15 protein-coding genes are annotated in these 14,382 nt (G+C 35.1%); 10 read left to right on the top strand and 5 right to left on the bottom strand.

Going from position 1 to position 14,382, the window contains the following annotated elements:
- Positions 1-66 precede the first annotated feature (66 nt).
- The 4 genes from aroK to AC0L5Q_RS12345 are packed head-to-tail and all read left to right on the top strand — an operon-like array spanning position 67 to position 3,956.
- On the top strand, positions 67-585 hold the full coding sequence (aroK, locus tag AC0L5Q_RS12360) for a shikimate kinase AroK (protein WP_473608707.1): 519 nt from the start codon (positions 67-69) through the stop codon (positions 583-585).
- A gap of 14 nt (positions 586-599) precedes the next feature.
- The gene (gene aroB, locus AC0L5Q_RS12355) at positions 600-1,664 is read left to right on the top strand and encodes a 3-dehydroquinate synthase (protein WP_473608705.1); all 1,065 of its coding nucleotides are present in this window, start codon (positions 600-602) and stop codon (positions 1,662-1,664) included.
- Positions 1,665-1,704: 40 nt separating this feature from the next.
- Positions 1,705-3,063 carry a hypothetical protein gene (locus AC0L5Q_RS12350; protein WP_473608701.1) on the top strand — a complete coding sequence of 453 codons (1,359 nt, stop codon included), beginning with the start codon at positions 1,705-1,707 and terminating at the stop codon, positions 3,061-3,063.
- A 47-nt stretch (positions 3,064-3,110) separates the two neighbouring features.
- Positions 3,111-3,956, top strand: coding sequence for a Dam family site-specific DNA-(adenine-N6)-methyltransferase (locus AC0L5Q_RS12345; RefSeq protein WP_473608697.1), 846 nt, complete (start codon positions 3,111-3,113; stop codon positions 3,954-3,956).
- Here AC0L5Q_RS12345 and AC0L5Q_RS12340 read toward each other — a convergent pair.
- Both AC0L5Q_RS12340 and AC0L5Q_RS12335 read right to left on the bottom strand, forming a co-directional pair.
- On the bottom strand, positions 3,953-4,147 hold the full coding sequence (locus tag AC0L5Q_RS12340) for a DUF2970 domain-containing protein (protein WP_473608693.1): 195 nt from the start codon (positions 4,145-4,147) through the stop codon (positions 3,953-3,955). The genes AC0L5Q_RS12345 and AC0L5Q_RS12340 overlap by 4 nt on opposite strands.
- Positions 4,148-4,256: 109 nt before the next feature.
- Entirely contained in the window at positions 4,257-4,949 is a 693-nt protein-coding gene (locus AC0L5Q_RS12335) for a TorF family putative porin (protein WP_473608691.1), read from the bottom strand.
- A gap of 328 nt (positions 4,950-5,277) precedes the next feature.
- On the opposite strand from AC0L5Q_RS12335, the gene rpe reads away from it, so the two are divergent.
- Both rpe and trpS read left to right on the top strand, forming a co-directional pair.
- Complete coding sequence (rpe, locus tag AC0L5Q_RS12330) at positions 5,278-5,946, top strand: ribulose-phosphate 3-epimerase (RefSeq protein WP_473608689.1); 669 nt, start codon at positions 5,278-5,280, stop codon at positions 5,944-5,946.
- Between the two features lie 43 nt (positions 5,947-5,989).
- The gene (gene trpS / locus AC0L5Q_RS12325) at positions 5,990-6,994 is read left to right on the top strand and encodes a tryptophan--tRNA ligase (RefSeq protein ID WP_473608686.1); all 1,005 of its coding nucleotides are present in this window, start codon (positions 5,990-5,992) and stop codon (positions 6,992-6,994) included.
- 79 nt (positions 6,995-7,073) lie between these two features.
- Here trpS and AC0L5Q_RS12320 read toward each other — a convergent pair whose 3' ends face one another.
- Positions 7,074-8,033, bottom strand: coding sequence for an FHA domain-containing protein (locus AC0L5Q_RS12320; protein WP_473608683.1), 960 nt, complete (start codon positions 8,031-8,033; stop codon positions 7,074-7,076).
- Entirely contained in the window at positions 8,024-9,277 is a 1,254-nt protein-coding gene (locus AC0L5Q_RS12315) for a S1 family peptidase (RefSeq protein WP_473608679.1), read from the bottom strand. Before AC0L5Q_RS12315 ends, AC0L5Q_RS12320 begins: the two co-directional genes overlap by 10 nt.
- A gap of 214 nt (positions 9,278-9,491) precedes the next feature.
- On the opposite strand from AC0L5Q_RS12315, the gene AC0L5Q_RS12310 reads away from it, so the two are divergent.
- From AC0L5Q_RS12310 to AC0L5Q_RS12300, 3 genes are all read left to right on the top strand, one after another.
- Positions 9,492-9,722, top strand: coding sequence for a FeoA family protein (locus tag AC0L5Q_RS12310; protein ID WP_473608675.1), 231 nt, complete (start codon positions 9,492-9,494; stop codon positions 9,720-9,722).
- Positions 9,719-11,911, top strand: a complete 2,193-nt coding sequence (feoB, locus tag AC0L5Q_RS12305; protein WP_473608671.1) for a ferrous iron transport protein B — start codon at positions 9,719-9,721, stop codon at positions 11,909-11,911. The genes AC0L5Q_RS12310 and feoB overlap by 4 nt, the downstream gene beginning before the upstream one ends.
- Before the next feature lie 73 nt (positions 11,912-11,984).
- Positions 11,985-12,377, top strand: a complete 393-nt coding sequence (locus AC0L5Q_RS12300) for an MmcQ/YjbR family DNA-binding protein (protein WP_473608667.1) — start codon at positions 11,985-11,987, stop codon at positions 12,375-12,377.
- Positions 12,378-12,385: 8 nt separating this feature from the next.
- On the opposite strand, the gene AC0L5Q_RS12295 is transcribed toward AC0L5Q_RS12300, so the two are convergent.
- Positions 12,386-13,261 carry a LysR family transcriptional regulator gene (locus tag AC0L5Q_RS12295; RefSeq protein WP_473608664.1) on the bottom strand — a complete coding sequence of 292 codons (876 nt, stop codon included), beginning with the start codon at positions 13,259-13,261 and terminating at the stop codon, positions 12,386-12,388.
- 95 nt (positions 13,262-13,356) lie between these two features.
- Between AC0L5Q_RS12295 and AC0L5Q_RS12290 the strand changes: the two genes are divergently transcribed.
- Positions 13,357-13,857, top strand: coding sequence for a lactoylglutathione lyase family protein (locus AC0L5Q_RS12290; RefSeq protein ID WP_473608661.1), 501 nt, complete (start codon positions 13,357-13,359; stop codon positions 13,855-13,857).
- Positions 13,858-14,382: the final 525 nt, after the last annotated feature.

The raw sequence follows: 14,382 nt of genomic DNA, 5'->3' as shown, positions 1-14,382 counted from the left end.
TCGTTGGGGGTTTCCAGATATACCCTATTTTACATAATTGATATTTAATGAGTTAAAGTTAGTCTAATGGCAGAGAAACGTAATATTTTCCTTGTGGGCCCTATGGGCGCCGGTAAAAGTACCATTGGTAGAGAATTAGCAGATAGATTACACCTAGATTTTTACGATTCAGATCAAGAAATTGAACGTCGTACAGGTGCCGATATTGCTTGGGTTTTTGATCTCGAAGGTGAAGAGGGATTCCGTCTAAGAGAAGAGTCTGTAATTGAAGATTTAACTGAAAAGCAAGGTATTGTTTTAGCAACTGGTGGTGGTTCAGTGATTAGTGCTCAGGTACGTAATCGCTTATCAGCACGTGGTATTGTTGTATATTTAGAAACAACAATAGATAAACAAGTTGCTCGTACTCAACGTGATAGACGACGTCCGTTACTTCAAACTGAAGAAGAGCCACGTGACGTACTTGAAAATCTAGCAGTTAAACGTAATCCTCTTTATGAAGAGATTGCTGATGTAATTGTTCAAACAGATGATCAAAGTGCAAAAGTGGTTGCTCATAAAATTATGGAGCGCTTAGATTTCTAAGTTGTATTTAACTCATGACTATTCTTCATGTTGAATTAGATACACGTAGTTATCCAATATATATAGACAAAGGGCTACTATCTTCTAGTAGCCTTGTGTCTGATCACATTCGTGGTAATCGTGTGTGTATTGTATCTAATACAGTAGTACAACCTCTTTATTTATCATTATTAAAAGATTCTTTAAAAGATTTTGATATTGATGAAGTTATCCTTCCTGATGGCGAATCACAAAAAAGCTTAGCTAATTTTGACGTGATTATGTCTCACTTATTATCGAGCGCACATGGCAGAGATACTACTCTTATTGCCTTGGGTGGCGGTGTAATTGGAGATATAACAGGGTTTGCTGCAGCTTGTTATCAGCGTGGCATCGATTTCATTCAGATACCCACAACGCTTTTATCTCAGGTTGATTCATCGGTTGGTGGTAAAACGGCGGTTAATCATCCGTTAGGTAAAAATATGATAGGTGCTTTTTATCAGCCCACATCTGTTTTTATTGATATAAATACTTTAACTACCTTACCTAAGCGTGAATTTAATGCCGGTATGGCTGAGGTTATTAAGTATGGTATTTTGGGAGATTATGACTTTTTTGTTTGGTTAGAAAAGAATATTGACCAAATTAAATCTGGCGAACCTAAAACCTTAAGTAAGATGATAGAAACTTGTTGTCAGCTAAAAGCAGATATTGTCTCGGCTGATGAAAAAGAAGGTGGTATAAGAGCCCTTTTAAACTTAGGCCATACCTTTGGTCATGCAATTGAAGCAGATCAAGGTTACGGCAAGTGGCTTCACGGTGAAGCTGTAGCTACTGGTATGGTACTTGCTGCTAAATTAGCTGTTAAGCTTAATGTATTCGAAGTGTCAGATTTACGACGCGTAGAAGCGTTAATCGAAGCATTCAACTTACCATTAACTGCACCAAGTAATATGGGTTTTAACGAATTTATTTGTCATATGAAGCGTGATAAAAAGAATTTAGCAGGTAAGTTAAGATTTATTATTCCAACTGGCATTGGTAAATCAGAGATCCGTGATGATATTACAGAGGACCTTCTTAAAGAAATACTGTAATAATGAACGCGGTTTAGCGAACATAGTTTAAGAGAATGGTATGTCTTCAGTTGAAAGTACAATAAAATCGTTCGATGAACGTCAAAGTGTTACAACAATAAGTGTCAACGCACGCATAGACTATATTTTACGATTCTCTAAACATGCAGTACTTGTTATTGATAATGATCCAGATGTTTATGCTAATGTTGGCAATGAATTTCTTGGTTCATTATCTAAAGAGCACAATGCTGCTTTTGTTTCAATCTCTTCTAAATTAAATGATATACAAATTAGATGTCGCATTATCGAGCAATTATTTGGTAATACTTTATTTGATCCAGAACAACCTCTCTCTGTTAACGTAATTAAGTTATCTGAAGCTAAAAATGAAGCAATAACCATTGTTATTGCTAATGCTGAATCTCTTTCCTTACAACTTACCCATGAACTTTGCCAATTAGCTGAAATAGCTAAAAAGCTTAATAAAACGATTAATGTATTATTATTAGGTAGGGTTCAGGCCGCAATTAATCTTTCTGAAAATAAACACTTATTTGATAACAAAGTATCAATTTTATTGGCTGAAAATGGGCAACTCATCGGTCTTAATTCATCATTATTGAAAAAAGACTCAGCTTGGGGTTTTAGTAAGTTTTTTTTAATACTTATCGCGTTACTTATTGGTGCCGCTATTTTGAGTGTTGCTTTTATAAAGAGAGATATTTTTGAGAGCAATACAACAGAAATTAATGAACTAGAAGCTGAACCGCTTAATATAGACGAATACAAAAAAGAATTTGTTGAAGTAAAACTTCCTAAACTAGAAACAAATTCATTAAATAAAGATATAAAGCCTATTGTTGCAACGCCTAAAGAAGTTTTTCAATTATTAATAGCAAATGCTCATGAAAACATAAATGAAGTGAATAGTGATAAAAATGTAAGTGATGAAACTCTTGCCGCAACTCAAATTAATGAGTCTTTAAGTGAGCCTAATGAAGATAAAACCGGTCTATTAGCGAATAAAACTTTGAAATTAGTTGATCAAGAAGCAGCTCAAGTCGTTATAAACACAGCACTAGCCGTTAAGGACAGTAAAAAAAACGAAAGTCATGATGATAAGGATTATTATCAAAAGAGCACTAAAGGTTACGTAATTCAATTAGCCAGTTTTGAAAAAATCACAGGATTTAAATCATTTCTCAATACTTATAAAAACAGCGAGCTTTATGGTTACTCAAGACGATTAAAAGGAGCTGTTTCTCATATAGTGACGACACGTATATATAACACTAATGCAGAAGCGAAAACTGCGATAAATGAATTGCCTCAAGCTCTTCGCCAAAGAGGGCCTTGGATAAAGTCAGTTCAAGCGGTGAATAATGAAATCAACCTATACAACAACCTAGATAATTAGTTACAATCCTGCCCACTTAGACAGTGTTAGTTATAAAAAATATTTAGATGAAAATTAAACATAGAGCGTTTCTTAAATGGGCTGGTGGTAAATACACGCTGTCTGACACCATCAATAAAATATTACCAGATGGAAAACGCCTAATTGAGCCTTTTGTTGGAGCTGGTTCTGTTTTTTTAAATAGTGATTATGACGAATATCTTCTCAATGATATTAATACTGATTTAATTAACCTCTATAAAATTGTACAGCACACCCCTGTAAAGTTTATTGAAGATGCCTCTCGGTTATTTAATCAATCAAATAATGTTGCAGAAGCTTACTATCACTTAAGAAGAGAGTTTAATAGCACTAACGATACATATTACCGTTCTCTCTTGTTTTTATATATGAATAGACATGGCTACAATGGCCTGTGTCGTTATAACAAGTCTGGTGGTTATAATGTGCCTTTTGGTAAGTATAAAAAGCCATATTTTCCGCGTGAAGAGCTTGAATACTTTTCAGAAAAGTCAGCTAAAGCTAAGTTTGTCTGCCAAGGATATCGATCTATCATAGATAATGCTGAAAACAATGATGTGATTTATTGTGATCCCCCATACGTACCATTAAGTACTACAGCAAGTTTTACTAGTTATTCAGGTAATGGTTTTGGTTTGGATGAACAAGCTGATTTAGCAAATGCAGCAGAAGAAATCATTAAGAAAGTAAATACTAGCGTACTGATTAGTAATCACGACACTATCTGGACAAGAAAAATTTACGAACACGCCAATAATATTAAATCTATCCAAGTTGCTCGTACAATAAGCCAAAAAGGTGGGGGACGAAAAAAAGCGTCTGAATTACTCGCTTTATATCATTTACCTAAAGCTAATGATATTAAAGGCTAAGGTAAAACAAATGATACCACTAATAACAAGGCTCCTATAAACAGAGCTACTCCAATAACACCTGCTATAATAAAATGGCTAAACTTACCTTGAGTAAAATCACGTTTTCTATTTGATTCACTTTGAACACCTAGAAATGCTGCGCCTACACTTTTTGCGGTATCTTTAAAACTATTTTCACTAATGTTCATAAAGTTATTCCTTTTATCTAGGTACTTTAGAATAGGGCAAAAGCAGGCGAAAAAAAAGCCTAAATAATTATTTAGGCTTTTTGATTTATTTTTGACTTATGAAGTTTGATTATAAATCAAAGTCTACCGCGTAAGAGACATAGAATTTCATATCTTCTTCATCAGTAAGACCGCTATCATCACTAAAGCTAGTTTTAGAAACACCTAAAGTAAAGCCATCTTTGCTGATAGATACACCTAGGTCTGTAGAATCAGTAGAAAAATCACCACTATAATCTCCCACGTGTAACGCTATTTCAGCACCACTTGCTAAAGCAAATGAGTAATCAATATTAGCGTAAACAGAATCACCAAACTCAGCACCGTCTCCGCCAGCTTCTGAGTCAGCTAATACAGCAACCCCAAAAGAAAAGCCACCAGCAGATATGCTTGCATATATTTCTGAGAAATCATTTTCATCAGCAACTGAATCTGGATACGCATAATAAATATACCCAACATCGTACGAAACATTTTCGTTGATATCACCACCAAAGCCAAAATAAAAATCTAATTCAGTTTTCATGTCGCCCCAAGAAGCGTTAGACGCCCAAGTACCAACGTAAAAACCAGAATCAGCAGCATAATCAATACCGCCAGAAATAGCAGCTGAACCACCTGTTTGTTCAAGGCCACGCCATAGGTAATTGTTAGTCGCTGCAACGTTTGCAGACAAACCTTCAACAGCTGAAGCTTGTGTAGAAACAAATGCAGAAGTTGCTACTGTTGCACTAAGTGCGATTGATAAAAGTGTTTTTTTCATGTTTAGTTCCCTAATGTTTTTATTTACTTACTACAAAGCAATATGAATGCCTAAATATTATATTTGGTTAATAAGTAAGTAATATCAATGTGTTAATGGTTTTATTTTTATGTCTGATACAATTATAATTTGCTAAGTGAACGTTTTTGGTGCGATATAGTGGCATGGCGCACCATAAGTGAGCTTTTGTTACTTCAAGATGATTGTAGGTATTCATGACAGCCATTACATTATTGGAATAGCTAGACTTATTAATAATATTATCAATAATGGAAAAATTATGAGCTTTGTTATAAAGTAGCGCTGATTTTCTTTGAAGGATTTATCTATGTCTTTTTTAATTGCCCCCTCTATCCTATCGGCAGACTTTGCGCGTTTAGGCGATGATGTTGCCGAAGTATTAGATGCTGGTGCAGATGTGATCCACTTTGATGTTATGGATAATCACTTTGTTCCTAATTTAACTTTTGGCCCAATGATTTGTGAAGCATTAAGAACATTTGGTATTAAAGCACCGATTGATGTGCATTTAATGATTAAGCCAGTTGATAGCTTAATTCCTGCTTTCGTTAAAGCCGGAGCTGATATTATTACTTTTCATCCAGAAGCAACTGATCATGTTGATAGAACATTGCAGTTAATAAAAGATTTAGGATGTAAAGCCGGTGTAGTGTTAAACCCAGCTACGCCTTTAAACTGTTTAGATTATATTATGGATAAAGTAGACGTTATTTTATTAATGTCAGTTAATCCTGGTTTTGGTGGGCAAAAATTTATACCTACTACTATTGATAAAATTAAACACGTTAAACAAAAAATTACTGAAAGCGGTAGAGATATAAGGCTTGAAGTAGATGGTGGAGTTAATAGCAAAAACATTGCTGATATTGCAGCGGCGGGTGCCGATATGTTTGTTGCTGGAAGCGCTATTTTCTCTCAACCCGATTATAAAGTAGCTATTGATGAACTACGAACTGAGTTATCAACAGTTAAGTAATAACTTGTAAATATAAATATTATTGAATAAATAAAGGAAAACCATGAGTAAACCTATTGTATTAAGTGGCTGCCAACCGTCAGGTGAATTAACTATTGGTAATTATTTAGGGGCTTTAAAACAGTGGGTTAATATGCAAGATAGCCACGAATGTTTTTATATGCTGGTTAATCAACATGCTATTACTGTTCGTCCAGATCCTGAAGCACTTCGTAAAGCAACCCTTGATGGCTTAGCGTTATATTTAGCTTGTGGCGTTGACCCTGATAAAAGCACGATATTCATTCAATCGCACGTTCCAGAACATGCACAACTGAGTTGGGTGCTTAATTGTTACACTCAAATGGGTGAGTTAAACAGAATGACTCAGTATAAAGATAAGTCGCAAAAATCTGAAGCTCATATGAATTCAGGATTGTTTACTTACCCAGTACTGATGGCTGCAGATATATTATTATACAAAGCGGATAGAGTGCCAGTTGGCGATGATCAAAAACAACATTTAGAATTAGCGCGAGATATTGCAACACGCTTTAATAATATTCACGGTGAAATATTTACAGTACCTGATCCATTCATTCCTGAATTTGGTGCTCGTGTAATGAGCTTACAAGAGCCGACTAAAAAAATGTCTAAATCAGACAACAATCCAAGCAATTTTATTGGCTTGCTTGAAGAACCTAAAAAAGTAGCGAAAAAAATCAAACGAGCGATGACTGACTCTGACGAACAAGCGAATATTTATTTTGACGTTGCTGAAAAACCAGGTGTTTCTAACTTACTATCTTTATTATCTTGCTGCACAGGTAAAACCGTTGAGTCTTTAGTACCTGAATATACTGATAAAATGTATGGTCACTTAAAAGGCGATGTTGCTGAGGCTGTAGTTGCTTTATTAGAGCCAATACAAGAGAAGTATCATCAGTATAGAAACGACCAAGCCTTCTTAGACTCGGTTATGCGTAAAGGGGCTGAAAAAGCTTCAGCACATGCACAAACAGTACTTAAATCTGTTTATGAAGCGGTGGGTTTTATTCCTCGCCCGTAGTGATTTTATTCAAGCTTATTAAAAAGGCCACGTAAACTGAGTTTACGTGGCCTTTTTAATTTCTAATTCGCAACGTTGTTTAGTCTTTATCTATCTCTTTAGTCGCTTTTTCAAATAGCTTAGTGCTATCTTCAACAAACTCATCAACACTTGAACTAGATGTTATATTAAAGTTTGGCGTCATTAGCGTAGCGTTGTATTGCGGACGCGGATTAAACTCAGGCTTTTTACTTAATTGAATTAATTCTGTTCCGCCATACAATAAAATAGTTAGTCCAATCGAAATAACCATACGTCTGCGTTCGGTCGTATGAAAACCAATGCTACAGTTAAACCAAAATAAACAAAAAGCTAAGCCAATAGGTACAATTGAAACTAGCCACATTAACGGCCATTGGCTTGATACGTTAAACTGAACAAAACGTTCAATAATGTCACTTACCCACATTAAATTGAAAAAGATAAAACAAATACCCAATTGGCTGGTAATACGTGCATCATGTTTTGTTAAATGTGAAACAACCGAAATAGCCGCAGGCCATAAAGCAAACATCAAGGTCATACTTATGGCAGGAACAAGCAATTGTGTAAAAGTAACTTCTTTGCCGTTATTTAAGTAAAAAATAAAACCAGTAACAAAAGCAAATAATGCAATACTAAACGCTATGGTTGCAGGGTGCCTTGCGATATTAATTAAATTTTCAAATGGGCTAAAAGTCGCAGTTTCTTCAATAGGGTGATTAGGAAAGAATACACGTATTTGGCTCTTACCTAATGAAATTACATCACCAGATTTAATCTTGTGGTTATTTATTACCTGTTTACTGTCTTCTAAAAAACTTCCATTAATAGTGTCAGCGTCAGATACAAACCATGCTTCGCCATCAAAATTGAAATTAAGATGATCAGCACATACATGAGGATCCGATATAATAATATCGTTTTGGTAACCTCTGCCTATATTTAGAGAAGGTTGAGAAAACTTATGTCTGCCAATTAGCTTGTGGCCTTTACTTATTTCTTCAATGATTATTTCCATGTAACAGACTCCATAAACTTCTTAGTAAACTTCATCGCTGAGTCTTGAGTAACACCGGCAACCGTAAAGTGACTCAATAACGCTTGGTCGTTTTTATCAATAGAGGCGGCTAAATATAATATATCGAATAATCCAGAAAAATCTTTGTAGGCTCTAGTACAAAAAATGGTTTTGTTTTTAATTCCTTTATGAGTCGGCATTACAATATCATGTTGGCACTGAAACTCAGTTACATCTTCTTTTGTTGCTTTATTTGCAGGGCCTGCTCTTTTAATTTGTTGCTCGTACAAGGTATAAAACTTAGTTTCACTAAGTTCTTTCGCCTGCATATATCTATATTCCATTTCTAAAAAACCAGTAAAAAAATTAGAGGAGAGGAACGTATTTTCTTCTAATGTACAGTTAGCTACAGCCGTTAAAATAAGGGCATCTGCTTTATCGGCATTAGAGTCACCCCAACACTTAATAAAAGGTACATCAACGGTAGGGATCAAACTTTCACCAAGCTGTTTTAGCTGCCATTCGCTGTTGAGTATTGTTGAAATGAGCTTTTCTTGATTTGTTGATAATTGCGCTAGCATTTGTTTTTCTATATTTTCTGGTGGCGCTACTTTATAAGCATTAAAGAGTGTAACTAGTTTATCGTGTGGTACTAAAAAACCAATTTGATTTCCAGAGGTGGCCACGTTAATGCCTACAACTTCTGTTTGAGCATTTACAACGGGTCCGCCACTCATACCTGAGTTTACTGAGCCGGTAAAATGAATGCGATCGTTAAACGACTCTTTCTTTAAACCGTTGTATGTACCCGGTACTACTATCATGCCTAAATCGTGTGGATTACCTAGCGAGAATAATTCTTCCCCTTTAGTAGGGGTTGATTCAGAAATAACGAAGAAAGGCATTTCACTAGAAACGTCACGCTTTACTAAAGCCAAATCGTTAATAACTTCTACGCTTTTTAATTCGAGATCCCCTTTATTCCCCTTATTGTCTAAATACTCTATTCTGTATTTACTTGGGTGACGTGCATAACCTGAAATTACATGATAATTGGTTGCTATTAAACCGTCACTTGTAATTTGGAAACCTGAACCGATCGATGACTTTTCACCACTAGCTTTGTCAATTAACCTAATTTGATATAAAGAAGGAGCAAGTTGTTTAAAAATAGCTTCTGCTTGTTCTGTTGCATTACATATACTGCTTGTTGCTATAAGTAGTAAGGCGATAATACCTTTCATTTATAATCCTTATCGTTGATCTCTTTTCTATTGTGCCACTGTAAATTTAATTGTCATCCATTATCCCGTTAAATATAACGATTTTATTTGATGTACAACATGGCTTATTGTTGATTAGCTCAAATAAGTTGTAAGGATTTATTTTTTAAGTTGTAGCATTACTTGCGTTTTAGTATTATCAAATGATAATTATTATCGTTTACTTGTGGCTTATATGACTCTATCTGAATTACCCATTAATAAACAAGCTCGTATTTGTTTTTTACCTGATAATTTTACTTTAAGTGCGCAGCTTATTGAGCAGGGGTTTGCCCTGAAAACGAATATTTCTTTGGCGCATAAAGCACCTTTTAATGGTCCGCTTGCTTTTTACTTACACGGTACAAAAATGTGTTTGCCACGTGATATTGCTAATCAAATAAAAATTGAGTTATTAAACACATGATAGAACAAAACTTTGCATTAGTGGGTTTTGCCAATTCAGGTAAAAGCACATTATTTAATGCATTAACTGGGGCGAAACAAAAAACCGGTAATTGGACTGGTGTAACGGTCGCATCAAAACAACAAACGTGCGATTTCAATGGGAAATCTACCTTATTAACTGACTTACCTGGCGTTAGTTCACTTACTCAGCGTAATCAGCAAGGCCAAGATTTATCTATTACTCAAAATTTTTTGAAAGAACAATCCATTGATTGTTTGATTAATGTAGTAGATGTAACTCAGCTTAAACGCCAACTTTATTTAACAACGCAGCTACTTGAATTGGGCTTGCCTATGGTGGTAGTGCTAAATAAAAGTGATCGAAAAGAAGCTGAAAATATTGATTTAGATAAATTATCTAGTCAACTGGGTTGTCCGGTAGTTCGCGAAAATAGTACGGATAAAAATGCAGGGCGAGCACTTAAAAAAGTATTCCAACATCTACCTAAAAAGCGACAAGTGCAGCATGTATTAACCTTGCCTGACGAGCTGGCTAAAGAATTAATAGATAAAAAAGATATTCCACTCTCGTTAGAGCGCAAAGCTTGTTCTAATGGGGGATCGTGCCAGTCTAATGATAAACAAGCTTTAGCTGTTATGCAGGCAAGATATACTTTTATTCAAGAGTTATTAATTAACGTTACGGTATTACCTACAGAAAACACGAGTTTTAGTGATAAAGTTGACCGCTGGATGTTGCATCCTGTACTTGGTGTGCCATTTTTTTTAGGCATGATGTATTTATTGTTCATGTTTGCTATTAATGTTGGTAGTGCCTTTATTGATTTTTTTGATATTTTAGCTGGTGCAATATTTGTAGATTATCCTCTTCACTTTTTAAGTAGTTTCGATTTACCTGCTTGGCTAACAACTATTATTGGTGGTCTTGGTTTAGGTATTCAAACGGTTGCCACCTTTATCCCTGTTATTGCTTGTTTATTTATTGGCTTATCTTTATTAGAAAGTAGCGGATATTTAGCCAGAGCTGCTTTTGTAGTAGACAGTGCTATGCAGAAAATTGGTTTACCCGGTAAAGCTTTTGTACCCTTAATTGTTGGGTTTGGTTGTACTGTTCCTGCCGTAATGTCAGCGCGTATTTTAGATAACGAACGTGAACGAATTACCACGGTAATGATGTCGCCGTTTATGTCTTGTGGGGCGCGGTTACCGGTTTATGCTTTATTTGCTGCCGCATTTTTTCCTGATTCAGGTCAAAATATTGTCTTTTTACTTTATCTTATTGGTATTGCTGCCGCTTTATTTACAGGCTTGATGCTTAAAAAAACCATTTTAATGGGGAGTAATTCTATTAACATTATGGAATTACCTTTATACGAATGGCCTAAATTGTCATATTTATTCAAACGAGTATGGCAAAGAACTCGCTCTTTTGTTTTAGGTGCAGGTAAAACCATTGTAGTTGTGGTTTGTATTTTAAACTTTTTTAATTCATTAGGAACGGATGGTGAATTTGGTCATAACGATACGCAAGACTCTCTATTAAGCCGAAGTGCTCAAGTTGTAACGCCGTTGTTAGCACCAATGGGAGTTAAAGAAGATAACTGGCAAGCAAGTGTTGGTATTATTACAGGGCTATTTGCAAAAGAAGCGTTAGTGGCAACGTTTAATAGTTTATATTCATCACCTTCTACCGATCCTGAAAGCCCAGAATCGTTTACCGATTTATGGCAGCAAGCAATAACAAGTATTAGTGATAATTTGCAAGGAATTAAAGCCGATGATCCTCTTGGAACCGATATTGGGGATGTTTCTGATGTACATGTTGCGGCTCAAGAGCAAGGCGTAGAAGAAAGCACAATCACCATTATGCAAGCGGCTTTTGCGGGTAAAATAGGTGCATTTAGCTATTTACTCTTTATTTTACTTTATACCCCTTGTGCAGCAGCAATGGGAGCTATTAAGAATGAAGTCGGTACACGTTGGGCTATTTTTGCCGCTTCGTGGAGTTTTAGTTTGGCTTATTTATCAGCAGCAGCAACATACCAAGTGGCTACATTTGTGCAAACACCCGTACATTCATTTATCATTTTGACGGTCATAACGCTTGTATTTTTGAGTATTTACCTTGGTTTAAAACGTTTTGGTAAAAATATATTAACAATTCCAACGCTAGTGACTTACTATTGATGCTATTAAAGTGCCTAATACCAATTTCGTTAATAAATTGGTATTAAGAGTAATTTTGCAAAAGGAGTTACAAGTGAATAATGAGCAAGTAAAAAAGTATTTATTAAGTAAACCCGAAGCGGCTCTATACCATCCATTTGGTGATGATGTAGAAGTTTATCGCGTAAAACATAAAATGTTTGCCACACTCTCTTTAGGTAAGGGGACTGAAAAAGAAGTGGGTAGCAAAATGGAAGGGCATTATTGCGTTAACTTAAAATGCGACTCTGAAGAAGCAATTATGCTACGCGATATATTTCCTTCGGTTATTCCCGGATACCATATGAATAAACGCCATTGGAATACGGTTATTCTTGATGGCTCAATCCCGAAAGGTGAAATTGAACGCATGATTGATAATTCGTTTAAGTTAGTGGTAGGTAATATGAGTAAGGAAGATCAGCAGTCAATTTTAGTACATTTATAATTATCACTTCATTCTTTAATAAATTCGCAAATAATAGATTTTATATAGTGATTTCGCTTAGTTTCGAAAGATTGTCGATTATGGCAAAGATATAACGATTCACCTACAGAATGCTCAAGCTGATGTATACGAATATCAAGTTGTTTATGAAAAGCATTAACTGCATGTAAAGGTAAAATTGTAAAACCGATCCCACGGCTAACGGGTTCTAAAATCAAGCTTATTTGATTAGAGAACCCTTTACGTTCAAATTGTTCAATATGTTCAAATGCAGCAAAATTTTTACTTAATAGTAACTGTGCATGATGAGCTGCATCAGGATGAACAATAAAACCTAAATCTAATAATTTCTGCCAACTAATTGAGGTTATCTTATTTGAGGTAACTAAAACCAAGGGCTCTACTGCTATTTTTTTACACACTATATTTGGGGTTTTGCTAAGCTGCGTTAATAAACCCATATCAACTTTTCGCTCAGCTATTTTCTCTTCAATATCGCGGTTAGGCCCAAAAGTATAATCAATAACTAAGCTTGTGTGTTGCTGTTGAATGTTTAATAAGTAGGGATATAACTTTAAACCTATGCTCCCAGGAGAAACTATTTTTACAGTACCTGAAAATGGTTCATCTAATTTAATAGATGCTTCAAGTTCAGTTAAGCTATTGAGTAAGTATTTACCTTGCTGATACAGCTTTTCTCCCGCAGAGGTTAATGAAAATGATTTTCCATCCCTAATAAGTAGCGGCGTATCAAGTTGTTGTTCTAATTTTTTAATGTGCTGACTAACACCCGATTGTGTCATAAATAACCCTTCAGCCGTTTTGGTAAAGTGCCCTATATCTACTAGGGTGCAAAATGTTTTAAGCCAGCTAGGATTTATCATTACAAAACGTACTTATAATTATTGATATTGATAATTTTTTATACTCTATCATTAAGGGTAAACTTTGCATATCAAAACTAATTAAGGAAGCTATTATGAGTAAAGCATACCCACGAACATTCTCACATATCGGTATCTCAGTACCTAGTGTCGAAGAAGCTGTAAAATTTTACACCGAAGTACTGGGCTGGTACTTAATTATGAAACCTACCATTATTGAAGAAGATGACAGCCCAATAGGCGAAATGTGTACAGATGTATTTGGCGCTAACTGGGGCAAGTTTAAAATTGCTCATATGTCGACAGGTGACAGAGTAGGAGTTGAACTCTTTGAATTTAAAAACCAAGAGAGTCGAGAAAATAATTTTGAATACTGGAAAACAGGTGTTTTTCATTTTTGTGTACAAGATCCAAATTTGGAAGATCTTGTAGAGAAAATCGTTGCTGCTGGCGGTAAAAAAAGGATGGATAAACCACGTTACTACTATCCCAATGAAAAACCATACCGCATGATTTATATGGAAGACCCGTTTGGTAATATTCTTGAAATTTACAGCCATAGTTATGAATTAACATATGCAGCGGGTGCTTACTAAATGATATTTATTTAATTTTAAAGAGGTTCCTACGCGCCGTAGGCGAGGCATTTATTTTAATAAGGAGAATTAATTATTAAATAAATAACGATGCCATTGGTCATTTAAACGAGTATAAATGACCAATGGGTTATTGTGATTGGTAACGAGTATACAAAAAATATATTATTGATAAGGTTATTTAACCTCAACTCGGGTTAATGAATGTTAGATAATGAATTAAAATTCTTATTTATCAAAATCTTAATCTGTATCGTTGTTTTCCTAAGTTATATTAATCTCTCAACATTGATATTTTTGTGTATAACAAGGCGAATTTTTCTATCTAATAGCTGGCTATTAGTAATAAATTCAACGAAGTTAGGTATAAAAATAGCTTGTTGAGTAACTTTGCTTATCCCGAGCTGAGGTTATTTAGTTCTTGAAGCTTCTCAAGCAATGAATGTGAGTTATTACTCAGCAAGCAGGTTTGACAGTTAAAAGGCGAACGTAATGGAATTACGAGTAAAGCAACACCATTAACAC

This window comes from Pseudocolwellia sp. G5-9 (assembly GCF_055808995.1).
This window is presented reverse-complemented; position numbering and strand designations above follow the sequence as displayed.

Coding starts and splice junctions, on each gene's coding strand:
- AC0L5Q_RS12345 (WP_473608697.1), top strand. CDS start 3,111: ATGAAAATTAAACATAGAGCGTTTCTTAAATGGGCTGGTGGTAAATAC.
- AC0L5Q_RS12315 (WP_473608679.1), bottom strand. CDS start 9,277: ATGAAAGGTATTATCGCCTTACTACTTATAGCAACAAGCAGTATATGT.
- AC0L5Q_RS12295 (WP_473608664.1), bottom strand. CDS start 13,261: ATGATAAATCCTAGCTGGCTTAAAACATTTTGCACCCTAGTAGATATA.
- AC0L5Q_RS12290 (WP_473608661.1), top strand. CDS start 13,357: ATGAGTAAAGCATACCCACGAACATTCTCACATATCGGTATCTCAGTA.
- aroK (WP_473608707.1), top strand. CDS start 67: ATGGCAGAGAAACGTAATATTTTCCTTGTGGGCCCTATGGGCGCCGGT.
- trpS (WP_473608686.1), top strand. CDS start 5,990: ATGAGTAAACCTATTGTATTAAGTGGCTGCCAACCGTCAGGTGAATTA.
- AC0L5Q_RS12310 (WP_473608675.1), top strand. CDS start 9,492: ATGACTCTATCTGAATTACCCATTAATAAACAAGCTCGTATTTGTTTT.
- AC0L5Q_RS12340 (WP_473608693.1), bottom strand. CDS start 4,147: ATGAACATTAGTGAAAATAGTTTTAAAGATACCGCAAAAAGTGTAGGC.
- AC0L5Q_RS12335 (WP_473608691.1), bottom strand. CDS start 4,949: ATGAAAAAAACACTTTTATCAATCGCACTTAGTGCAACAGTAGCAACT.
- aroB (WP_473608705.1), top strand. CDS start 600: ATGACTATTCTTCATGTTGAATTAGATACACGTAGTTATCCAATATAT.
- feoB (WP_473608671.1), top strand. CDS start 9,719: ATGATAGAACAAAACTTTGCATTAGTGGGTTTTGCCAATTCAGGTAAA.
- AC0L5Q_RS12350 (WP_473608701.1), top strand. CDS start 1,705: ATGTCTTCAGTTGAAAGTACAATAAAATCGTTCGATGAACGTCAAAGT.
- rpe (WP_473608689.1), top strand. CDS start 5,278: ATGTCTTTTTTAATTGCCCCCTCTATCCTATCGGCAGACTTTGCGCGT.
- AC0L5Q_RS12320 (WP_473608683.1), bottom strand. CDS start 8,033: ATGGAAATAATCATTGAAGAAATAAGTAAAGGCCACAAGCTAATTGGC.